At 57.8% G+C, this 22,814-nt stretch carries 17 protein-coding genes, 2 tRNA genes and 2 pseudogenes; 6 read left to right on the top strand and 15 right to left on the bottom strand.

What is annotated here, in order from left to right; all coding sequences use genetic code 11:
* The first annotated feature begins 68 nt into the window (after positions 1-68).
* Positions 69-1,091: a DUF1338 domain-containing protein gene (locus ACP7BO_RS15475; RefSeq protein ID WP_426211256.1), complete on the top strand. Its 1,023-nt coding sequence runs from the start codon at positions 69-71 to the stop codon at positions 1,089-1,091.
* A gap of 64 nt (positions 1,092-1,155) precedes the next feature.
* Here ACP7BO_RS15475 and azu read toward each other — a convergent pair whose 3' ends face one another.
* Entirely contained in the window at positions 1,156-1,602 is a 447-nt protein-coding gene (azu, locus tag ACP7BO_RS15470) for an azurin (protein ID WP_060695747.1), read from the bottom strand.
* A 369-nt stretch (positions 1,603-1,971) separates the two neighbouring features.
* On the opposite strand from azu, the gene ACP7BO_RS15465 reads away from it, so the two are divergent.
* Positions 1,972-2,178: a hypothetical protein gene (locus ACP7BO_RS15465; protein ID WP_060695749.1), complete on the top strand. Its 207-nt coding sequence runs from the start codon at positions 1,972-1,974 to the stop codon at positions 2,176-2,178.
* A gap of 269 nt (positions 2,179-2,447) precedes the next feature.
* Here the strand turns inward: ACP7BO_RS15465 and ACP7BO_RS15460 are convergent, their stop codons facing one another.
* The 8 genes from ACP7BO_RS15460 to rnr form a co-directional block, all read right to left on the bottom strand.
* Positions 2,448-4,754: a YgiQ family radical SAM protein gene (locus ACP7BO_RS15460; RefSeq protein WP_060695751.1), complete on the bottom strand. Its 2,307-nt coding sequence runs from the start codon at positions 4,752-4,754 to the stop codon at positions 2,448-2,450.
* Positions 4,755-4,991: 237 nt separating this feature from the next.
* Positions 4,992-6,386 carry a replicative DNA helicase gene (gene dnaB / locus ACP7BO_RS15455; protein WP_048360319.1) on the bottom strand — a complete coding sequence of 465 codons (1,395 nt, stop codon included), beginning with the start codon at positions 6,384-6,386 and terminating at the stop codon, positions 4,992-4,994.
* Between the two features lie 134 nt (positions 6,387-6,520).
* Complete coding sequence (gene rplI / locus ACP7BO_RS15450) at positions 6,521-6,967, bottom strand: 50S ribosomal protein L9 (protein ID WP_003439047.1); 447 nt, start codon at positions 6,965-6,967, stop codon at positions 6,521-6,523.
* Positions 6,968-6,986: 19 nt separating this feature from the next.
* Entirely contained in the window at positions 6,987-7,883 is an 897-nt protein-coding gene (locus tag ACP7BO_RS15445) for a hypothetical protein (RefSeq protein ID WP_426211253.1), read from the bottom strand.
* A gap of 36 nt (positions 7,884-7,919) precedes the next feature.
* A complete protein-coding gene (gene rpsR / locus ACP7BO_RS15440) occupies positions 7,920-8,150 on the bottom strand; it encodes a 30S ribosomal protein S18 (RefSeq protein ID WP_003171373.1) in 231 nt (76 codons plus the stop codon).
* A 28-nt stretch (positions 8,151-8,178) separates the two neighbouring features.
* A complete protein-coding gene (gene rpsF / locus ACP7BO_RS15435) occupies positions 8,179-8,604 on the bottom strand; it encodes a 30S ribosomal protein S6 (RefSeq protein WP_003439045.1) in 426 nt (141 codons plus the stop codon).
* Between the two features lie 294 nt (positions 8,605-8,898).
* On the bottom strand, positions 8,899-9,666 hold the full coding sequence (rlmB, locus tag ACP7BO_RS15430) for a 23S rRNA (guanosine(2251)-2'-O)-methyltransferase RlmB (RefSeq protein ID WP_060695754.1): 768 nt from the start codon (positions 9,664-9,666) through the stop codon (positions 8,899-8,901).
* Positions 9,663-12,320 (bottom strand): ribonuclease R, encoded by a 2,658-nt coding sequence (gene rnr, locus ACP7BO_RS15425; protein WP_060695757.1) that lies wholly within the window; start codon positions 12,318-12,320, stop codon positions 9,663-9,665. Before rnr ends, rlmB begins: the two co-directional genes overlap by 4 nt.
* A 227-nt stretch (positions 12,321-12,547) precedes the next feature.
* On the opposite strand from rnr, the gene ACP7BO_RS15420 reads away from it, so the two are divergent.
* The 4 genes from ACP7BO_RS15420 to ACP7BO_RS15405 all read left to right on the top strand — a co-directional run bounded on the left by ACP7BO_RS15420 (position 12,548) and on the right by ACP7BO_RS15405 (position 15,678).
* Positions 12,548-12,634: transfer RNA gene (locus tag ACP7BO_RS15420), tRNA-Leu, on the top strand.
* A gap of 165 nt (positions 12,635-12,799) precedes the next feature.
* A tRNA-Leu gene (locus ACP7BO_RS15415) sits at positions 12,800-12,886 on the top strand.
* 213 nt (positions 12,887-13,099) lie between these two features.
* Complete coding sequence (locus ACP7BO_RS15410) at positions 13,100-14,125, top strand: iron ABC transporter substrate-binding protein (protein ID WP_426211251.1); 1,026 nt, start codon at positions 13,100-13,102, stop codon at positions 14,123-14,125.
* Complete coding sequence (locus tag ACP7BO_RS15405) at positions 14,125-15,678, top strand: ABC transporter permease (protein WP_426211249.1); 1,554 nt, start codon at positions 14,125-14,127, stop codon at positions 15,676-15,678. Before ACP7BO_RS15410 ends, ACP7BO_RS15405 begins: the two co-directional genes overlap by 1 nt.
* 91 nt (positions 15,679-15,769) lie before the next feature.
* On the opposite strand, the pseudogene ACP7BO_RS15400 reads toward ACP7BO_RS15405, so the two are convergent.
* The 6 genes and pseudogenes from ACP7BO_RS15400 to hflK form a co-directional block, all read right to left on the bottom strand.
* Positions 15,770-16,264, bottom strand: a pseudogene (locus tag ACP7BO_RS15400) (methyl-accepting chemotaxis protein); the annotation flags it as partial.
* A 411-nt stretch (positions 16,265-16,675) separates the two neighbouring features.
* A pseudogene (locus ACP7BO_RS15395) lies at positions 16,676-16,741 on the bottom strand (hypothetical protein); the annotation flags it as partial.
* A 1,094-nt stretch (positions 16,742-17,835) separates the two neighbouring features.
* Positions 17,836-19,131: an adenylosuccinate synthase gene (locus tag ACP7BO_RS15390; RefSeq protein ID WP_003439037.1), complete on the bottom strand. Its 1,296-nt coding sequence runs from the start codon at positions 19,129-19,131 to the stop codon at positions 17,836-17,838.
* Positions 19,132-19,184: 53 nt separating this feature from the next.
* Positions 19,185-20,372 (bottom strand): ATP phosphoribosyltransferase regulatory subunit, encoded by a 1,188-nt coding sequence (locus ACP7BO_RS15385; RefSeq protein ID WP_073509423.1) that lies wholly within the window; start codon positions 20,370-20,372, stop codon positions 19,185-19,187.
* Positions 20,373-20,710: 338 nt separating this feature from the next.
* Positions 20,711-21,589, bottom strand: coding sequence for a protease modulator HflC (gene hflC, locus ACP7BO_RS15380; RefSeq protein ID WP_003439032.1), 879 nt, complete (start codon positions 21,587-21,589; stop codon positions 20,711-20,713).
* On the bottom strand, positions 21,589-22,764 hold the full coding sequence (hflK, locus tag ACP7BO_RS15375; RefSeq protein WP_060695766.1) for an FtsH protease activity modulator HflK: 1,176 nt from the start codon (positions 22,762-22,764) through the stop codon (positions 21,589-21,591). Before hflK ends, hflC begins: the two co-directional genes overlap by 1 nt.
* Positions 22,765-22,814: the final 50 nt, after the last annotated feature.

Here is a 22,814-nt window from a genome sequence, read left to right as displayed (position 1 = left end):
TTTCGCTTGCCGCCTCTGCATTCAAAGGCTTTGATAGACGCCTATTTGGTCGCCAGAGCCCTGCCCCCATGTCTTCTTTCGATGGTTTGTTCTCTCTTGTCGAGTCTGCGCTCGGTCAGCCTGCCGCTCACTGGCTGCGCGAGCATGTCGAGGTGCCCCGGGGGCTGCTGGCTTTCAGCTGGCATGAGCAGGCCGTGCACCGGGCCTGGCTGGCCGAAGCGTTAAACCTGTGCCTGCTGCACAAGCTGGTGGACGCCGTACCGGATGGCCGGCGCTACGTAGAGGAACAAGCGCTGCAAGGCCGCAAAGTGGTGTTTGACCATGGTGCGATTCGCACTGTCGACTGGCCCGCCAACGGCGAACTGCCCCGGGGCCGTCAGGCATTTTCGCGATTGCTGGAGCCACTGGGCTTTACCGATGTACGAACCTACCCGCTGACCAGGCTGAACATGACCGGGTGGGGCTATCGGCAGATGGACCTGCCAGAAGACATTGCGCAGTTTTTTGTCTCGGAATTACACCCGGGGCGATTTAGCCAGACGTTTCAGCAGGCGGTTACCCGCGTCGTCGGTTCCAGCCTCGATCCGCTGCAAGCCGAACACACCCGCATTCTCAAGCGCCTGAGCCTCACCCGCCATTGCCGTCTCGATGAGGCGCAAGCCCTGCTACCGGCGTTGTATCGAGCATTCGGCCGGCAACACGGCGCGGTGCTCGAAGCCGATTACCATTGCCTGCTCAGTGAAAGTGCAGAAATGGCCTGGATTGCCACCGAGGGCAACAGCTTCAACCATCTGACCGATCGCGTGCAGGATCTCGAAGCCTGTGTGGCACAACAACGGGACTTGCAGCGGCCGATGAAAGACAGCATCGAAGTCTCTGCCTCAGGCCGGGTGATGCAAACTGCGTATCGCGCCTGCACGGTTACGCGAGGGCTGATCGATGCCGACGGGCATTATCGCGAGCATCAGGTGCCGGGCTCTTTTGTCGAGTTCATTGAGCGCAAGGTCGACCCGGAAAACGGGCGTATCGATCTGAATTTCGACAGCAGCAATGCCCAGGGCATTTTCAAGATGACTGATTCAAAAGCCTGAGCCCAAACGCAAACAGCCCTGAGCGCACAAGGCGCGTCAGGGCTGTTTATTGGCTGGCCGGGTCTTATTTAAGAACCACGGAGCCTTTCATCATCGAGTTGTGGCCAGGGAATGTGCAGAAGAACTCGTACGTTTCAGCCGGGTTCAACTTCGACACGTCGAAGGTCACCGAATCTTTCTCACCGGCACCAATGATCTTGGTGTGGGCAATGATGCGGGTGTCGCCGTCTTTCAGGTAGTTTTTATCCAGCCCGGCTGCCATGCCGTCAGTAGCAACACCGGCCATGTCTGCAGTTTTGCTCAACACCCAGTTATGACCCATGACGTTTTTCGGCAAGCTGCCGGAGTGCGTCAGGTTAACGGTGAAAGTCTTGCAGGACTTGTCGATGACGATCTCTTTGGTGTTGTAAGACATTTGGTCAGTCGAATCGACAGTCACAGCGCATTCAGCCGCCAGCAAATGGCCACTGGCCAGGGTCAAAAGGGATACCGCAAGAACTTTGGCAAACATGGTGTATCTCCAAGGCAGGGTATGAACAACCAATCTGTATACAGATTGCCCGAAAATTGTCTCGATTCAAATGATCTGAGTCATGTTCCTGGCGTTGATGGAAACAATTCATCCATTGGGTCAACGCCGGGCTTATAACCTTAGGTCATCAATGCGGTATTCGGGGGAATAAGTGGCGGGACTTTCTGCGCTGATCAGCAGCTGCGATCACCTCCGGTCCGAGATTTAATCCACAACCGGCTTTTTCGGCAGTGTAGAGTCGTGTTTTCAGCGCAAAATAGCGACTTGCTAAAACCCAGCTAACGGCTAAGCACTAATACAGGGCAGAATACGCGCCGCTCAACCCCTTCGACCCCCAGAGGATCGCCCATGGCCAAACCAAATTACAACTTCGCTAAGCGTCAAAGAGACTTGGCTAAAGAGCAGAAGAAAGAGGAAAAGCTTGCCCGCAAGAAAGCGGCAGCTGAGGAAGGTACTGTAGAGCTGGATCCGAATGCCGACGTTGAAGTCGATGCAGAAGGTGATGTTGTCGCTGAAACCACCGACGCCGTAGAACAAAAAGCACCAGACGCGTAACACCCTCGGCCCGGTTATCCACAACCCGGCCCACAGGATCTGTGATCAGGATCAGCAGCCCGGCTGTTGATCCTCGCAGTCCGCCTGATTGCCCCTGCTGCATCCTCAGACGTTCCAGGTCACCTACGCCTACATCCGGACATTAATCATGCCTGCTCGCGCCTGACGGGCTTGTGCGCGCGCAGAATGCACAACGCCAGCCCGAAGGCTGGCGTTGTGTTTGGCCAATAGCGCTTTTGCAGGCGCCGGCAACCCGGCGCCAACAGAAGTTAGCGCGGAACCACCGGCTTGCGTGTCGGCTTCTGGCTCTTGCCGCCCTTGGCTGCTTCGTGACGTTCTTTGGCAGCCTGTTTGTTACGGGCAAATGCGGCGGCCTTGGCCTGCTCGCGCTTGTCCCACGGGTTGCCACCATCGCTGGCACGCGGCGGCAGGCCGGTGTGCTGGGTCAGGATCTTGGTGGTTTTCTCTCCGGCGACTTTGTGGCTACCGGCAGGCGTCGAGTTTTTGCGACGGGCACTCTGGTAGCTGTCGGTCGCCGGCTGATGCAACGGAATCAGTTGGTCTTTGCCCGAACCAATCAGGTCGGCACGGCCCATGCGGGTCAGGGCCTCACGCAGCATTGGCCAGCCCTTCGGGTCGTGGTAACGCAAGAACGCCTTGTGCAGACGACGCTGCTCCTCGCTCTTGACGATGATCACCGAGTCGCTTTTGTACGTGACCTTGCGCAGCGGGTTTTTGCCCGAGTGGTACATCGCAGTGGCAGTGGCCATCGGCGACGGGTAGAACGCCTGCACCTGGTCAGCACGGAAGCCATTACCCTTGAGCCACAGCGCAAGGTTCATCATGTCTTCGTCTTTGGTGCCGGGGTGAGCGGCGATGAAGTAAGGGATCAGGTACTGCTCTTTACCCGCTTCCTTGGTGTACTTCTCGAACATGCGCTTGAACTTGTCATAGCTGCCAATGCCCGGCTTCATCATCTGGTTGAGCGGACCTTCCTCGGTGTGTTCCGGGGCGATCTTCAGGTAACCGCCTACGTGGTGCGTCACCAGCTCTTTAACGTATTCCGGCGACTCGACCGCGAGGTCATAGCGAAGACCGGAAGCGATCAGGATTTTCTTCACGCCCGGCAAGGCACGGGCGCTGCGATACAGCTGAATCAACGACGAGTGGTCGGTGTTCAGGTTCGGGCAAATACCCGGGAACACGCAGGATGGCTTGCGGCACGCGGATTCGATTTCCGGGGTTTTGCAGGCGATGCGGTACATGTTCGCGGTCGGGCCGCCGAGGTCGGAAATGACGCCGGTGAAACCTGGCACCTTGTCGCGTATCTCTTCGATTTCGCGAATGATCGACTCTTCGGAACGGTTCTGGATGATCCGGCCTTCGTGCTCGGTGATCGAGCAGAAGGTGCAGCCGCCAAAGCAGCCACGCATGATGTTCACCGAGAAGCGGATCATGTCGTAGGCCGGAATTTTTTCCTTGCCGTACGCAGGGTGCGGAACACGTGCGTAAGGCATGCCAAACACGTAGTCCATTTCTTCGGTGGTCATCGGGATCGGAGGCGGGTTGAACCACACATCCACTTCGCCGTGCTTTTGCACCAGCGCACGGGCGTTACCCGGGTTGGTTTCAAGGTGAAGCACGCGGTTGGCGTGAGCGTACAGAACCGAGTCGCCACGCACTTTCTCTACCGATGGCAGACGGATAACCGTCTTGTCACGGGTCATGCGCGGGCTGGCCAGGATTTGCACAACCTTGGCTTCGTTCGGATCTTCAACCGGACCTTTTTCCTGCTCGATGGCACAGGCCTGAGTGTCCTGGGTGTTCACGTACGGGTTGATGATCTTGTCGATCTTGCCCGGACGGTCGATACGCGTGGAGTCGACTTCGTACCAGTCTTTTGGCGTATCGCGACGAATGAACGCGGTGCCGCGAACATCGGTAATGTCTTCGATCTTGTGGCCATACGACAAACGCTGGGCAACTTCGACAATGGCACGTTCGGCGTTGCCGTACAGCAGGATGTCGGCGCAGGCGTCGATCAGGATCGAGTTGCGCACGCGGTCCTGCCAGTAGTCGTAATGCGCGATACGGCGCAGGGACGCCTCGATGCCACCAAGTACGATCGGTACGTTTTTGTAGGCTTCCTTGCAGCGCTGGCTGTACACCAGGCTCGCGCGATCCGGACGTTTGCCAGCCATGCCACCGGGGGTGTAGGCGTCATCGGAACGGATTTTTTTGTCGGCGGTGTAGCGGTTGATCATCGAGTCCATGTTGCCGGCCGCAACGCCGAAGAACAGGTTCGGTTCGCCCAGCTTCATGAAGTCGTCTTTGGACTGCCAGTTCGGCTGCGCAATGATGCCCACACGGAAGCCCTGGGACTCCAGCAGGCGACCAATGATCGCCATGCCGAACGACGGGTGGTCGACGTATGCATCACCGGTGACGATGATGATGTCGCATGAATCCCAGCCAAGCTGATCCATCTCCTCCCTGCTCATCGGCAGGAATGGCGCTGGACCGAAACATTCGGCCCAGTACTTGGGATAGTCAAATAAAGGCTTGGCTGATTGCATGTCGATGACCGGTGTTGAGTACAGAAAATTGGGCGCGTCATTTACGAAGAAATTCGCGGGCGCGGAATATAGCACAAAAAATGATCAATTCCGACGGTAATGGTCGGAATTGATTGGAGCCTTGGATTGCGATCCCTCGCAGGCCTGACTTGCCGGCGATAGCCTCGGCGCGACCGCCAAGGCAATCACCTAGCCTGCAGCGCTGGCAAACCAGCACCCGCAGGGGCATGCGGGCCGTTAATCGTCGTCGAAGTTGTAGCTACCCGGGGCCAGGTTTTCAAAACGCGTGTATTTGCCGATAAACGCCAGGCGCGTGGTGCCGATAGGGCCGTTACGCTGCTTGCCGATGATGATTTCGGCAATGCCCTTGTGTTCGGTTTCGGGGTGATAGACCTCGTCCCGGTACACAAACATGATGACGTCGGCATCCTGCTCGATGGCGCCGGATTCACGCAAGTCGGAGTTGATCGGGCGCTTGTTGGGCCGCTGCTCAAGAGAACGGTTGAGCTGCGACAGCGCAACCACCGGGCAATTGAATTCTTTGGCCAGCGCTTTCAACGAGCGGGAAATCTCGGAGATTTCGTTGGTCCGGTTGTCACCGCCCGAACCGGGGATCTGCATCAGTTGCAGGTAGTCGATCATGATCAGACCGATCTCACCGTGTTCACGCACCAGACGACGGGTACGTGCGCGCATTTCCGACGGGCTGATGCCGGCCGTGTCATCGATGAACAGCTTGCGGTCGTTGAGCAGGTTGACCGCCGAGGTCAGGCGCGGCCAGTCATCGTCTTCCAGTCGACCGGCACGGACCTTGGTCTGGTCGATGCGGCCCAGGGACGACAGCATACGCATGATCAGCGATTCGCCTGGCATCTCGAGGGAGTAAACCAGTACCGCTTTTTCGCTGCGCAATACCGCGTTTTCCACCAGGTTCATCGCAAAGGTGGTTTTACCCATCGATGGACGACCGGCAACGATGATCAGGTCGGACGGCTGCAAGCCGCTGGTCATGCCATCGAGGTCGGTATAGCCGGTGGACAGGCCGGTGATGGCGTTGTCGGTATTGAACAGCGTATCGATCCGGTCGATAGCCTTGGTCAGCAGGTCGTTAACGCTTACCGGGCCGCCGGTTTTTGGCCGGGCCTCGGCAATTGCAAAGATCTGGCGCTCGGCTTCATCGAGAATTTCGGCCGCATTACGCCCTTCAGGATTAAAAGCGCTATCGGCGATTTCGGTACTGATGCCGATCAGCTGGCGCAACGTGGCGCGCTCGCGAACGATTTGCGCATAGGCCTTGATGTTGGCGACCGATGGCGTGTTTTTCGCCAGCTCGCCCAGGTAGCCCAGGCCACCGACTTGTGAGGTCTGACCTTCCTTGTCCAGTTGCTCGGCAAGGGTCACGACGTCAATCGGGGAGTTCTGGTCTGCCAGCTTGGCGATGGCGCGGAAGATCAGGCGGTGGTCATGCCGATAGAAATCGCCGTCCGAGACCTGATCCAGCACGCGTTCCCAGGCGTTGTTGTCCAGCATCAGACCACCGAGCACAGCCTGTTCGGCCTCGATGGAATGCGGCGGCACCTTCAGGGCTGCGGTTTGCAGGTCATATTGCTCAGGAGCGGAGATATCGTTCATGGCCACTTGGTTAATTTGTAAAAGCTGGGGGTTTGAAATCAGGAACAGCAGAAAGACAAAGGGCACGACCTGTAAACAGGATCGTGCCCGATGTTAACCGCCTGACACACAAGGTGCCAGTCAGTTAAGACTGCTTAAGCAGCTACCACAACAACGCGTACGGTTGCTTCAACTTCGGCGTGCAAGTGCACAGCCACGTCGAATTCGCCAACGTTGCGGATAGTGCCGTTCGGCAGACGAACTTCGCTTTTTGCAACTTCAACGCCAGAGGCGGTCAGTGCATCAGCGATGTCGTGGGTGCCGATCGAACCGAACAGCTTGCCTTCGTCGCCAGCGGTGGCGGTGATAGTCACTTCCAGCTCAGCCAGTTGGGCAGCGCGTGTTTCAGCCGAAGCTTTTTTGTCTGCTGCTGCTTGTTCCAGCTCAGCACGACGCTCTTCAAACGCAGCCAGGTTGGCAGCGGTTGCAGCGGTAGCTTTGCCGTACGGCAGCAGGTAGTTACGACCGTAACCGGCCTTAACATTTACTTTGTCGCCCAGGTTGCCCAGGTTCGCGACTTTTTCCAGAAGGATCAGTTGCATGTGAAAATCCTCTTAACTTTTAACCTTCACCGTCCGCAGAGTCTTTACCAGCGTCTTTCGGCGCCAGACGTCCGCGAAAATCAATCAGGCTGTCGACAATGGCCAGGACCACGAGTAACGGATAGATCAGCTGCATAAACAGCAACAGCGTGACGTACAACCCCACCAGCCAAAACTTGGCCAGTCGCTTTTGCGCCACCAGCCCGTGTATCAGGGCCAGCCCGGCGAAGAACAACGCTACGCTGCACAACGGCGTGAGCATGGCCATTTGAGGACCGAAATTCGGTCCTACAAGCATGCACGCCAGCAACAGTAACGCTGGACCCAGCGGTAGGCGGATGCTGCGAAATTCGCTGGCAAAACCGCCCGGGTTGTACAACAACGCCTGCCAATAACGCCCGATAATCAGGCTAAGCACGCTGACGACCTGCATCAAAGCTGCAATCAAACCGGTGAGAACAGGGGCAATCAATGCTCCTAGGCGCGCTCGCTCTACGTCAGACAACTTGTCGTAGAGACCATTGAGGACCTGCGGAAGAAGTTTTTCCAACTCCTGCGCCATCGCACCAATGGGTTCGCGGAAAACCGTACCCAGGATCACGCCATACACTACACCCAACGCCACGCTGACCAGCAGCACGCGATACCAGGGCTGACCGGCGCGTAACATCATCGCCAATCCCAGAGATCCCAACAGCACCATCAAGGTGCGAGGTTCTCCGATAAACCACCAGACCAAGGCCGGCAGTAGAGCCCACGTGAGGATGCTCAAGGCATCTCTCGGACCGCGCCGCAGGAGCACAAGGCAACCTGCAGCAGCACTCAACCAGAACAAAAACGGCAATGCCGCACATCCGGCCACGATTAACGCGGCCTGCACACGGCCTCGCATGATGAACTCAGCTAAGGCGCGCATGCTTTCAATCCTTTACTACTTGTCGACTGCCCGGTCTCAGCGGCCGTGGCTGTCGGTGTAGGCCAGCAGGGCCAGGAAGCGGGCGCGCTTGATAGCGGTGGCCAGCTGACGCTGATAACGAGCTTTAGTACCGGTGATGCGGCTTGGAACAATTTTGCCGGTCTCGGATACGTAAGCTTTCAGAGTGTTGAGATCCTTGTAATCGATCTCTTTCACTTCTTCTGCGGTGAAGCGGCAGAATTTACGACGACGGAAGAAACGTGCCATGTAATTGGCTCCTCAAAAGGTCCGTGGATTACTCGTCAGCGTTATCGCTGGCGTCGCTGTTATCGCTGTCATCGCCATCGGCGCTGTCAGAATGCTCAGGACGGTCACGACGCTCACGGCGCTCACTGCGGTTCTCTTCAGCCTTGAGCATCTCGGACTGGCCAGTTACGGCTTCGTCGCGACGGATGACCAGGTTACGGATCACAGCATCGTTGTAACGGAAGTTGTCTTCCAGCTCAGCCAGGGCTTTGCCAGTGCACTCAACGTTCAGCATCACGTAGTGAGCCTTGTGAACATTGTTGATTGCGTAGGCCAGTTGACGACGGCCCCAATCTTCCAGACGGTGGATTTTGCCGCCGTCTTCTTCGATCAGCTTGGTGTAACGCTCTACCATGCCGCCGACTTGTTCGCTTTGATCCGGGTGGACCAAAAAGATGATTTCGTAATGACGCATGAATGCTCCTTACGGGTTGTAGCCTGCCGCTAACTAAAAAGCGGTCAGACAAGGAGTGAATGACACTTGTGTGTCTTGCCTAGAGAGGCACATATGCGCCCGCCATGACGGCAAGGGGCGCAATTGTAGAGAAGGGGCAAGAGAGGTGCAAGGCAATTGGTGATTATTTGAACAATCTTTAATCACCACAAACCTGTAGTCGCTGCTGAAGGGTGCGAGAGGGACCGCAGAGCCATCAAAAGAACGGATTGCTTCACAATCCTTCGCAGCCTGCGGCAGCGACTACAAGTATTGCTATTTCTTCTTTGAAGAAGTCTTGGCCTTGACGCTGCGCTGGCGCAGCGCTTCAAACAGGCAGACGCCCGTTGCGACCGATACGTTCAGACTGCTGACGCTACCGGCCATCGGCAGACGCACCAGATAATCGCAATGCTCACGAGTCAGGCGGCGCATGCCTTTGCCTTCAGCACCCATGATCAGGATGGTCGGGCCGGTCATGTCTTGGTCGTAGAGTTCCTGCTCGGCTTCGCCGGCAGTGCCCACGATCCACAGTCCGCGCTGCTGAAGCTTTTTCAGCGTGGCGGCGAGGTTAGTAACTGCAACCAACGGAATGACTTCCGCAGCGCCGCAGGCTACTTTTCGTACAGTCGGAGTCAGGGTTGCAGACTTGTCCTTAGGTACGATGACGGCCAAAGCACCCGCCGCATCCGCCGTGCGTAAGCAAGCGCCCAGGTTGTGCGGATCGGTCACGCCGTCCAGAACCAGAATCAGCGGAGCACCTTCGGTACGGTCCAGCAATTCGTTGAGCATGGCCTCGCCCCACACCTGACTCGGGCTCACTTCAGCCACGACGCCCTGGTGCACGCCTTCAACCCAAACGTCCATCTCGCGACGTTCAGCGTTACCGACATCAATCCGGTTTTCGGCAGCCAGCGCAATCAGGGTCTGAACGCGAGGATCGCTGCGGCTTTCAGCCAACCATACTTGCTTGACGCGTTTTGGATGGTGACGAAGCAACGCTTCTACAGCGTGAATACCGTAGATTTTTTCCAACTGACTCATGACTTGGCCTTAGGTTTGCGCGCTCCGCCACTTTTGGCAGCAGGAGCGGTGCCCGATTTTGGCGGGCCTTTACGATGTTTGCTCGGCTTGGAAGGCTTACCTGCATCTTTGGCAGGCGCCCCCCTACCCGACTTTCCCGGCTCCGATGTCCGACCGCCGCTTTTCGCGTCGGCCAGAAGCGCCTGCTTCAACTCACGACTTTTGCGCAGCTCGGCATTTTTTGCCGCAGCATCGCTCGGGCGATACGTATCGTCGGTTTTCTTGGCAGCCTTGGGCGCGCTGCGACGAGCGGCCGGGGCCGGCTCGACAGGTTTTTCCGTAGCTTTGGTGCCCGATTTACCGGCATTTTTGGCAGCAGGCGCGTCAGTACCGCGATTTTTGCGGCCAATTGGCGCGCTGAGGGTTTTCTCAGCCATCTCAAAGTCGATTTTGCGTTCGTCGAGATCGACGCGCATCACTCGCACTTCAACGGTGTCGCCCAAACGGAAGCTGCGACCGGTGCGCTCGCCCGCCAGGCGGTGATGCACAGGATCGAAGTGGTAGTAATCGCCCGGCAACGCGGTCACATGGACCAGACCTTCAACATAAATGTCGGTCAGCTCGACGAACAGGCCAAAGCCCGTTACCGCAGTAACTACGCCAGGGAAAGACTCGCCGACGCGATCCTTCATGAACTCGCACTTCAACCAGTTGGTCACGTCACGCGTGGCTTCATCGGCACGACGCTCGCTCATCGAACACTGCTCGCCGAGTTGCTCAAGAATCGCTTCGTCGTACGGATAAATGCGCGCTTTCGGAATCGTCATCGCACCGGCACGGCGAACGTGCGGGGTATCCATTTTGGAATGGATGACGCTGCGAATTGCCCGGTGGGTTAGCAGGTCCGGGTAGCGACGAATCGGCGAGGTGAAGTGGGTATAGGCTTCATAGTTCAGGCCGAAGTGGCCCTGGTTATCAGCGCTGTACACCGCCTGACTCAACGAACGCAGCATCACGGTCTGGATCAGATGGAAATCCGGACGATCCTTGATGCTGGCCAGCAACGCCTGGTAATCCTTCGGCGACGGACCATCTTTGCCCTTGTGCAGGCTCAGACCCAACTCACCAAGGAAGGCACGCAGCTTTTCCAGACGCTCAGGTGGAGGACCATCGTGAACGCGATACAGGGCCGGAATTTCGTGCTTCTTGAGGAATTCAGCAGTGGCCACGTTGGCAGCCAGCATGCATTCTTCGATCAGTTTGTGCGCATCGTTACGCGTGGTAGGGCGAATTTCGGCAATTTTGCGCTCGGAACCGAAGATGATTCGGGTTTCCTGCGTTTCAAAATCAATCGCGCCGCGCACATGACGAGCCGCCAGCAGCACCTTGTACAACGAGTAAAGTTGCTTGAGGTGCGGTACTACATCAGCGTATTCGCTGCGCAGTTGCTTGGCTTCGCTGGTTTTCGGCTGTTCCAGGATAGTGCTGACCTTGTTGTAGGTCAGACGTGCCTGGGAGTGAATCACCGCTTCATAGAACTTGTAGTCGGTCATTTCGCCGGACTTGGAGATGGTCATCTCGCAAACCATGGCCAAACGGTCGACTTTCGGGTTCAGGGAGCACAGACCGTTGGATAACTGCTCGGGCAGCATCGGGATCACGCGCTCAGGGAAATACACCGAGTTACCACGTACCTGAGACTCGGCATCCAGCGCCGAACCGATTTTCACGTAGCTGGAGACGTCGGCAATTGCCACGTACAACGTCCAGCCACCCGAGAACAGGCGCAGCTTGCCCGGCTTGGCTTCGCAGTAAACCGCATCATCGAAATCGCGCGCATCTTCGCCGTCAATGGTGACGAACGGCAGATGGCGCAGGTCGATACGCTTCTCTTTGTCTTTTTCTTCAACTTCAGGCTTGAGCTTGGCGGCTTCTTTAAGCACTGCCTCAGGCCAGACGTGAGGAATATCGTAGGTGCGCAGGGCAATGTCGATTTCCATGCCGGGCGCCATATAGTTGCCCACCACTTCAAGCACATCGCCTTGAGGCTGGAAGCGCGGCGTCGGCCAGTGAGTAATCTTCACTTCGACAAACTGGCCAACCTTGGCGCCGGCGTTACGACCCGGGGTAACCAGCACTTCTTGCTGGATCTTCGGATTGTCGGCAACCACAAAGCCAATGCCGCCTTCTTCGAAGTAACGCCCTACGATGGTTTCGTGAGCTCGCGAGACCACTTCAACGATCACGCCCTCACGGCGACCACGGCGATCCAGCCCGGAAACACGAGCCAGCGCACGATCGCCATCGAACACCAGACGCATTTGCGACGGGCTCATGAACAGGTCGTCGCTTCCATCATCAGGGACCAGGAAGCCGAAGCCGTCACGATGACCGCTGATGCGGCCGAGAATCAGGTCGAGCTTGTCCACCGGCGCATAAGTGCCACGGCGGGTATAAATGAGCTGGGCATCACGCTCCATCGCACGCAGGCGACGACGCAAGGCCTCGATTTGGTCTTCTGTAGTCAGACCGAACTCTTCTACCAACTGCTCGCGAGCAGCCGGCGAACCACGCTCGGCCAGATGCTGAAGGATCAGCTCGCGGCTAGGGATAGGGTTTTCGTATTTTTCCGCTTCACGTGCGGCCTCGGGATCGAGGGTCTGCCAATCGGCCATTAGATAGTTTTCACCTTGTCTATATGCGGGTTAGTTTGGCATACGCGTATTGAAACGGGAAATTTCGGACTCATACAGAGCCGTAATAGCCCGTTCTGACGCACATTGCGGTCGCGCACTCGCCGTTCGCGAAATATTTTCACTATTTTTATGCACAACGCTTTACAGGTCAAAGGGTCGTCCGTATAGTGCGCGCCATCGACAACGGCAACGACGTTGAAGATGATGCCCAGATGGTGAAATTGGTAGACACGCCAGCTTCAGGTGCTGGTGACCGCAAGGTCGTGGAAGTTCGAGTCTTCTTCTGGGCACCAATTTAGAGATGCAGATTAGTACAATCTGCAGACTCACACAAAAACCCGCGAAAGCGGGTTTTTGCATTCTAAGCCGCTGATTTATTAAAACTAAAACAGGGGTTTACAGAATCAAAAGCCCTCCGTATAGTGCGCCACATCAACAGCGGCAACGTTGCTGATACTGCCCAGATGGTGAAATTGGTAGACACGCCAGCTTCAGGTGCTGGTGACCGCAAGGTCGTGGAAGTTCGAGTCTTCTTCTGGGCACCAATTCAAGTTTGAAATGTTTTCGCTGAAAACATTTCAAATCTCACAAAAACCCGCGAAAGCGGGTTTTTGCGTTTCCGTGGCTGGCAATCGTCCCAGCCCAAGCTTTCTATCCCTCCTCCTGCGACTATCGCCCCATCCTTGTGGCGCACTTGAGAAGCAATATCGTTTATTATTGTTACAAGTTTTGTAGTACCCAAGCGAGGAACCCAGCGAATGATGCTCCGAAATACCCAGCTTGCAACATTTCTACTGCGTAGTTTGTCCATCGCAACTCTTGGCCTGACCCTGATCACTCCCGCCGCTCAGGCTGCCGATCCTGTAACCCTGACCCTGTATAACGGCCAGCACAAAGAAGTCGGCGACAATCTCGCCGCAGCCTTTGAAGCCAAGACCGGTATTCACGTCGACGTACGCAAAGGCAGCAGTAACCAACTCGCCAGCCAGATCGTCGAAGAAGGCGACCGCTCGCCTGCCGACGTGTTCTATGCCGAAGAATCGCCGCCGCTCAACAGCCTTGGCGAACAGGGCTTTCTGGCCAAGGCCGACGACAGCACCCTGCAAGCGCTACCCAAGGAATATGTGGCCGCCAATGGCACCTGGATCGGCGTGACTGCGCGCACCCGCGTCGTGGCGTTCAACCCTGACAAGATCAAGGAAGAAGAGCTGCCCAAGTCAGTTCTGGATTTCGCAGGCCCCGAATGGCAAGGCAAAGTAGGTTTCGTACCTACCAGCGGTGCATTCCAGGAACAGGCCGTGGCCATTATCAAACTGCATGGCCGTGATGCCGCCGAGGAGTGGCTGACCGGGCTACGCGCCTTTGGCAAGACCTACACCAACAACATGGTTGCGCTAAAAGCCGTCGAAAATGGCGAAGTGGCCGCCGTACTGGTCAACAATTACTACTGGTTCGCCCTGCAGCGCGAGAAAGGCAAGCTGAACTCCAAGCTGTACTACTTCACCGATGGCGATGCGGGCGGTCTGATTACCGTATCCAGCGCCGGCGTACTGAAGGCCAGCAAACACCCCAAAGAAGCCCAGCAACTTCTGGCGTACATGGCCAGCGAAGAAGGTCAGCGAGTGATCACCAACACCACTGCTGAATACCCGATGCGCAAAGGCATGGTCTCGGAACGCGGCCTCAAGCCATTTGATGAGCTACAACCGCCAAAAATCACTCCGGCCGACCTTGGCAACGCTGATGAAGCGCTGGAGCTTGAACAAGATGTAGGCTTGCTCTGATGCTGTCTGCCGCCCAACCTGCACGCTTCACCGTGAAACGTAAAAGGCCTTCGGTCTGGCTGTTGTTGCCCGTGCTGTTGCTGGTAGGCCTGAGCCTGTTGCCGTTGCTGTATGTCGGCACCAAGGCGTGGCAGGCCGGGTGGGCACAAGCGGCGCACTTGTTGTGGCGGCCTTTTGTATTTGACCTGATGCGCAACACGCTGCTGCTGATGGTGGGCGTGACCGTAACCTGCGCGCTGGTCGGCTTGTCGCTGGCCTGGCTGCTTGAGCGCAGTAACTTGCCGGGGCGCCGCCTGTGGGGCGTGATCCTGTGCCTGCCGTTTGCCGTTCCGGCATTCGTCAGCAGCTTCACCTGGGTGTCCCTCAGCTCCAGCTTTGAGGGCCTGGGCGGCGCCATTCTGGTGATGAGCCTGTCCAAATACCCACTGATCTTCCTGCCTGTCGCGGCCACTTTGCGCAATCTCGACCCGGCACTTGAAGAGTCGGCCCGCACCCTGGGCCAGAATCGCCTGGGGGTGTTTTTCAGGATCACCCTGCCGCTGCTCTGGCCTTCGTTGCTGGCAGGCTCGTTGTTGATTGCCCTGCATATGCTGGTGGAGTTTGGCGCGCTGTCGATCATCGGCCTGCAGACCTTCACCACTGCGATCTATCAGCAATTCGAGCTGTCGTTCAGCAACGCCAATGCAGCCATGCTCTCGGCAGTGCTGCTGGTGATGTGTCTGAGCCTGCTGTGGCTGGAACTGAAAGTGCGCGGCAAAGGCCGGCACATTCGAATCGGCCAGGGCGCAGCACGGCGCGCCGAGCAAGTGCGGCTGGGCAAATGGTCATTTATTGGCCAGCTGTATTGCCTGGCACTGGCAATCATTGGGAGCGGGGTCCCGCTGGGCATGCTGGCGTATTGGCTGGTCAAGGGCAGCTCCGCAGCGTTCCCGATGGCAGCCATTGGCGAGGCGCTGCTCTCGTCCCTGTCACTGGCGCTGGGCGGCGCTGCCCTGTGCCTGGTGCTGGCGGTCCCCGTAGGCTTGCTGGTGGTGCGGTATAAAGGCCGGCTGGCCATCTGGGCCGAGCGTCTGCCATACCTGCTGCATGCATTGCCCGGACTGGTGATTGCCCTGGCGCTGGTGTACTTCTCGCTGCATTACGTGCCAGCGCTGTACCAGACCTCCGCCCTGCTGCTGATTGCCTATGCCTTGCTGTTTTTACCACTGGCGCAGGCGCCGATTCGCACGGCGCTGAACAAGGCCGCTCCGCAGCTTGAAGAAGCGGCACGCACCCTGGGCGCATCGTCGTTTTCGGCGTTTTGCCGGGTGACATTGCCAATCATTTTCCCGGCACTGGGGGCGGCTTTCGCCCTGGTGTTCCTGGACGCCATGAAAGAGCTGACCGCCACACTGCTTTTGAGTCCGACCGGTCTTAATACATTGGCAACACAGGTTTGGTCCCACACCTCCAACATCGAGTTTGCGGCGGCGGCCCCCTATGCGGCGCTGTTGATCCTGGTATCGGGGCTGCCGGTTTACCTGCTGACCACCAAGATGTATCTGAGCCGCTAGCAATCTGTTGACGTAGGAGCGAGCTTGCTCGCGAGCTCTTTGGTGGTTGAAAAGCTCGCGAGCAAGCTCGCTCCTACAGGTTGCTCGCGGCCTATGCCCTGAACTGTCCCAGGCTCGCTTTTAGCTGCGCCGCTAACCCGTCAAGTATCTGGCCGCTGGCGGTCGTTTCGTTGACCGCACGGGCTGCACGCTCAGCCTGGGCATGAATCACTTCAACCCGCCCACGCACCGCATGCGCGCCCTGGGCCTGATGCGCAGCAGCTTTAGTGGCATCCCCAATCGCGGCGTGCACCTGCTCAACCGAAGCCTGCACAGTTTTCTGCAACTGAACGCTGCCTCGCAGCACTGCCAACCCCTCATTGGCCTGGCGCCCGGCCAGAGCAATCGCCGCTACTGCCTCCCTGGCCCCCTGCTGCAAGGCTACGATGTGAGCCTGGATGTCGCCGGTAGAGCTCTGCGTCTTGCTGGCCAGCGCCCGCACCTCATCTGCCACCACAGCAAAACCGCGCCCTGTCTCCCCTGCCCGTGCAGCCTCAATCGCCGCATTAAGGGCCAGAAGATTGGTTTGCTCGGCGATGCCGTGAATGACCGTCAGTACCACTTCAATTTGCTCACTTTGCTGTGCCAGACGCTCAATGACCTTGGCTCCAGCCCCAACCTGTCCGGCCAGCGCCTCGATCAAGCCGCCGACTTGTGCAGAGGTGCGGGTATTTTCATCAGTGGCCTGACGAATATCCTGCACCTGCCTGAGCGCTGCCTGCATCGCCTGACTTTCCGACTGCGCCGCATCGGCCATGGTCGATAGCGCCTCCAGGCTCTGGGCCACTTCATCACGCTGCAACTGGGCCGCAGCATTGGCCCCTGCATTGCGCTCTGTCATGGCACCAATCTCGACCCCGGTACGCTGCGCCACATCACCTGCCTCACGCACAATGGGCTGCAACTTGTCGATAAAACGGTTCACCGCCCCCGCCATATCGCCAATCTCATCCTTGCTGTTCAGGCCCACACGCTTGGTCAGATCACCCTCGCCTGCAGCCAGATCGTTCAACGCGGCAATCATCAGCAGCAATTTGTTGACCACCCGCCGCCCCAACACCACAGCCAGCAACAGCAAAACACCCAGCCCCACAATCGCCAGCCCCATGCCAATGCGCCAGCGCAAGGTGTCAGCCGCATCGCGAACGGTCACCGCGGTATTGGCCTGCATCTGCGCCGCTGCAGCCTGGGCTGATTCCAGACGCGCGCCCAGTGCTGCCGAGCTGTCTTTTGCAGCGCCCTGCAGGCTTTCATCCACCAAATGCTCACTGCTGACGATCAGTTGCGCAAAACGCTTATCAAGGGCAGCCAGATCCTTCTCGACCGAGGCCGTGGAAACGCCCATTAACACCTTGCCAATCTCAACGCCATTGGGGCTGATGGAGGCTTCGAGGTAATAAACCGCCGGGTCGTGCCGCGCCGCATCCAGAACTTTATCCAAGGCTCGCTCGCCCTTACCCTTCTCCAAAAGAGCCTTGTTGATCGAATTTTCACGATTGAGGTAACGCGTCAGATGCTGTCCGGCAACGTCGTCATACACCACGAACAGCACGTTGGGATTGCGCTGGGCACGACGGGCGAAATCGGACAATGTGGGCGCATCATTGTCCCAGATGGCCCGTGGCGCTACAGCCGCCAGCAGTTGCGCCATATCATTGGCCGAATCCATCAGATTCTTTTCCAGTGCATTGCGCAGCTGCATTTGCTCTTCTTTCAAGCGCGGCGCCAGCCCGGCCGTCAGGCGTTCGCGAGTGCTGGCAGACAACCCTTCAAGACTGCTCTTGACCTCACGCCCGGCCTGCTCCAGCTCGCCCGTAAGCTTTTGACTGTCCGCCCCCAGGCGCGCATCCAGATCAGACTCAAGGGCCGCCACTGTGCTGCGCGTCAGTGCAACAGCCACCAGCACCTGCACCAAGAGAGCGATACCTAGGGTAACGAATACAGGCCGCAATAGACGACTTCGTAACAGTGAGAGCACGGCAGACACAGAAAACCCCTCCACAGCGGTGCCACTATATTGATGGCACCTTAATGGCTATTTCACAGCAAGGGTCGTGCCGCACGGCAGGCAGAAACAACAAAGGGCCCCGAGGGGCCCTTTGTTTACATCAAAACGTCTTAAGCGAACGGGTGACGCAGAACGATGGTCTCGTTGCGGTCCGGGCCAGTCGAGATGATGTCGATCGGAGCACCGATCAGCTCTTCTACGCGCTTGATGTAAGCACGCGCAGCAGCAGGCAGCTCTTCCAGGGTTTTGGCACCCACGGTCGATTCTGTCCAGCCCGGTACAGCTTCGTAAACCGGCTGCAGACCTTCGTAGCTGTCAGCATCGGTCGGCGCGTCCACCAGGACGTTACCGTTTGCATCTTTGTAGCCGACACAAATATTGATGGTTTCCAGACCGTCGAGTACGTCCAGCTTGGTCAGGCAGATACCCGAGATGCTGTTCACATCGATAGCGCGACGCAGGATAACGGCATCGAACCAGCCGCAACGACGGGCACGGCCGGTGGTTGCACCGAACTCGTGACCCTGTTTGGCCAAGTGAGCGCCCACTTCGTCGAACAGCTCAGTCGGGAATGGACCCGAACCCACGCGAGTGGTGTAAGCCTTGGTGATACCCAGGATGTAATCCAGGAACATCGGACCAACGCCCGAACCGGTGGCAACACCGCCAGCGGTAGTGTTGGAGCTGGTCACGTACGGGTAGGTACCGTGGTCGATGTCCAGCAACGAACCCTGGGCGCCTTCGAACATGATGTCTTTGCCAGCGCGGCGCAGACCGTGCAGCTCGGCAGTCACGTCCAGCATCAGCGGCTTGAGCAGCTCGGCGTATTCCTTGCACTCGGCCAGGGTCTTGTCGAAGTCGATGGCGGCTTCTTTGTAGTAACCCACCAGCATGAAGTTGTGGTATTCCACCAATTCACGCAGCTTGGCTTCAAAGCGCGGCATGTTGAGCAGATCGCCAACACGCAGGCCACGACGAGCAACCTTGTCTTCATATGCCGGGCCAATGCCGCGACCGGTAGTACCGATCTTCAGCTCGCCACGGGCCTTTTCACGAGCCTGATCCAGCGCTACGTGGAAGGACAGGATCAGCGGGCAAGACGGACTGATACGCAGGCGCTCGCGCACCGGTACGCCTTTCTCTTCCAGCTTGATGATTTCACGCAACAGGGCGTCGGGAGCAACCACCACGCCGTTGCCGATCAGGCACTGCACGCCTTCGCGCAATACGCCCGACGGGATCAGGTGCAGAACGGTTTTTTCACCGTCGATTACCAAGGTGTGGCCAGCGTTGTGGCCACCCTGGTAGCGCACTACAGCGGCAGCATGTTCGGTCAGCAGATCAACGATCTTGCCTTTGCCCTCATCACCCCATTGGGTGCCCAGGACTACGACATTCTTACCCATAACACTTGTCCTCTTCGCGCAAACTTGGTGCCGGCAGCCGCCGGCAGGAAAACTCAAGAAGCCAGCGGCACTACTTGCCACAAGCCATTCTGCTGAATCAATTGGCGGTCGCAGTCCGCCTCACTGGCGGCGATCCGTGACTGGCCAGGCAATGCCTGAACCACACGCTGACCTTCACTGCGAAGCTGGCAAACCTGCTGCCAGAGTGTCGCATCTGTACTGTCGGGCATCCAGATACCGCCACACGGTAGCTCGACTTCAGCACGCCCCAGGGTCACCAGGGTTTTCAAATCAGTCGAAAAACCGGTCGCCGGACGGGCACGCCCGAAAACAGCACCAATATCGTCATAACGACCGCCCTGAGCGATGGAATCCCCAACGCCCGGAACAAAGACCGCAAACACCACACCTGTGTGGTAGTGATACCCACGCAACTCACCCAGGTCAAAATACAGCGGCAACTGCGGGAAACGCACAGACAACCGCTCGGCAATCGCCAGCAAATCGTCCAGAGCAGCCAGAACCGGGGCCGGAGCCTGGGCCAGGCGCTCACGCGCAGCAACCAGCACGTCGCGGCCGCCACACAAACCAACCAATGCCTGCAGCATGCCTGCCAAATCAGCCGGCAAACCTTCGGTCAAGGCCGTTACTTCGTCGATCGCCTTGCGTTGCAGAGCGTCGAACAATTGTTGTTCCACTTCAACCGACAGGTTGGCCGCACGGGCCAAACCACGGTAGATACCAACGTGACCCAGGTCCATGTGGACATCCGGCACGTCGGCCAATTGCAGCATGGCCAGCATCAAGCTGATGACTTCCACGTCGCTGCTCGGGCTGGCATCGCCATACAACTCGGCACCCAGCTGGATCGGGCTGCGCGAGGATGACAACCCGCGCGGCTGAGCATGCAGCACGCTGCCGGCGTAGCACAGACGGCTCGGGCCTTCACGGCGCAAGGTATGCGCGTCAATGCGCGCCACTTGTGGCGTGATGTCGGCACGAAAACCCATCTGGCGACCCGTTTGCGGGTCAATAACCTTAAAGGTCCGCAAGTCGAGATCCTGGCCTGCCCCTGTCAGCAAGGACTCCAGGTATTCGATATGCGGGGTGACAACGAACTCATAGCCCCAGCTCTGGAACAGATCCAACACCTGACGGCGCGCCACTTCAATGCGGGCTGCCTCAGGTGGAAGTACTTCTTCGATGCCATCTGGCAGAAGCCAGCGGTCTACCGTTGCCATTACGCCATTCCCCTATGATCCGGGCGGCCAGCCAGCAGGCGAGCCTTGAGTAAAGCAGAACGTGGCTGCGTCTTGAACGCGCACAGCAAAAAAGCCCAAAGCGACAGGCTCGCACATTCCTCGAAAAATCTGCCGACGTGTAACAGCCAGTCGGTCAATCAAACATGCAGACGCAAAAAAGCCGGGAATTTCCCGGCTGCCGCATCATACACACGTTTTCTAAAAGGATCACCCCGCCAGGCAATTTGCCCGCCGGGCGGAGTGAATACATGCGCCAGATATTCATATGTATGAGCGAGCAAACCCGCTCATACAGTGACTAACCGGCGACGCCCCCTTTACTGCTGTGCCGGCTTGGATTTTTCCAGGTAGCGGAAGAAATCGCTGCTTGGGTCCAGAACCAGTACATCGCTCTTGTTCGCAAAACTTTCGCGGTAAGCGCGCAGGCTGCGATAGAACTTGTAGAACTCCTGATCCTGACCATAAGCCTTGGAGTAGATCGCGGAAGCCTGGGCATCACCATCACCGCGAGCCTCTTCGGACTGACGATACGCCTCAGCCAACAGCACGCGGGCTTGACGATCAGCGTCAGCACGGATGCCTTCTGCCAGCTCGTTACCCTTGGCGCGGTGCTCACGAGCTTCACGCTCACGCTCACTGCTCATGCGTTCGAAAACGCTGCGGTTTACTTCCTTCGGCAGGTCGATGGCCTTGACCCGGACATCAACAACTTCGATGCCCAGCTCTTTTTCAGCCATTTTGTTCAGCGACGCAGTCAGGTCAGCCATCAGCGCGTCGCGCTCACCGGACACAACCTCATGCAGCGTGCGCTTGCCGAACTGGTCGCGCAGACCCGATTCGAGACGACGCGACAAGCGCTCGTCAGCAACTTGCTTAAGACCGGAGGTCGCAGCATAGAAGCGACCGGCATCTTTCACGCGCCACTTGGCGAAGGCATCAACCATTACCGCTTTCTTTTCCAGCGTCAGAAAACGCTGAGTCGGCGCATCCAGCGTCATCAGGCGACCGTCGAACTTGCGCACCTGGTTGACGTAAGGAATCTTCACATGCAGACCCGGCGGAACATCGTCCTGCACCACACGACCAAAGCGCAGCATGACTGCACGTTCGGTTTGCGAAACGATGTAGAAGCTGTTCCAGGCAACAATCGCCACGACAACGGCAACAATAAGGGCGATCAGCGATTTATTGCTCATCAGCGACTCTCCCTGGTACGCGGTGGTGTCGGCATATCCGAGTTGGCATGGGATGCCGAATCGTTATTGCCCGCCGCAGCTGCCGAGCCCGTTGCCGGGGTGCTGCCATTACGGCCTTCAATCATTTTGTCCAATGGCAAGTACAGCAAGTTGCTCTGGCCGTTTTTGTTGCCGGTCACGAGTACTTTGCTGGTATTGCTGAAGACTTCCTGCATGGTGTCCAGGTACAGGCGGTCACGCGTCACATCCGGAGCCTTGCGATACTCGCTCACCAGTTTGGTAAAGCGGTCTGCCTCACCCTTGGCGCGAGAAATCACTTCATCACGATAGCCATTGGCGTTTTCGATGATGCGCTGGGCCTGACCGCGCGCTTCCGGCACCACGCCATTGGCGTAGCTTTCTGCCTGGTTGCGGGCACGCTGCTCGTCTTCACGAGCGCGGATCACGTCATCAAAGGCTTCTTGTACTTCACGCGGTGCTGCTGCGTTCTGTACGTTCACCTGAGTCACAGTGATACCGGTCTTGTAGGTATCAAGGAATCGCTGCAAGCGCTCCTTGATGTCCACAGCCATCTGCTCACGGCCTTCGGTCAATACCTGATCCATCGCAGTGGAACCCACTACGTGACGCAAGGCACTGTCGGTGGCCTGTTGCAGGCTGACTTCCGGCTGATCAACGTTCAGCACGAAGTCGCGCAGGTTGCTGATCTTGTACTGCACGGTCAGCGGCACTTCGACGATGTTTTCGTCTTCAGTGAGCATCTGGCCCTGCTTGGTGTACGCACGCTCACGCGTCACGTTTTCCAGGTACTTTTTATCGAACGGCGGGAAGTAGATGTTCAGACCCGGCCCTACGGTGTCGTAGTACTTGCCCAGACGCAGCACCACGGCTTGCTCCTGTTCGTCGACCACGTAAACCGCGCTGTACAGCCAGGCTGCAGCCAGCACGACCAGACCAATGCCCAGCAGGCCAAAACCAGCACCTTTGCCGCCATTTGATCCGCCGTCGCCGCTACCACGTTTTTTCCCACCACCGAACAACCCATTCAGGCTTTCCTGCAGCTTTCGGAAGGCCTCGTCGAGATCTGGTGGTCCCTTGCGGCCGCCGTTATTCGGGCGTTTGCCACCCCAAGGATCTTGATTATTCGAGTTGCCACCCGGCTCATTCCAAGCCATAGCGCTCTCCATCTGATAAAGCAAAGACGCGCCCACGGCGCGCCGACCAA

This window comes from Pseudomonas sp. TWR2-1-1 (assembly GCF_049897045.1).
Taxonomy (GTDB): Bacteria; Pseudomonadota; Gammaproteobacteria; order Pseudomonadales; family Pseudomonadaceae; genus Aquipseudomonas; species Aquipseudomonas versuta.
This window is presented reverse-complemented; position numbering and strand designations above follow the sequence as displayed.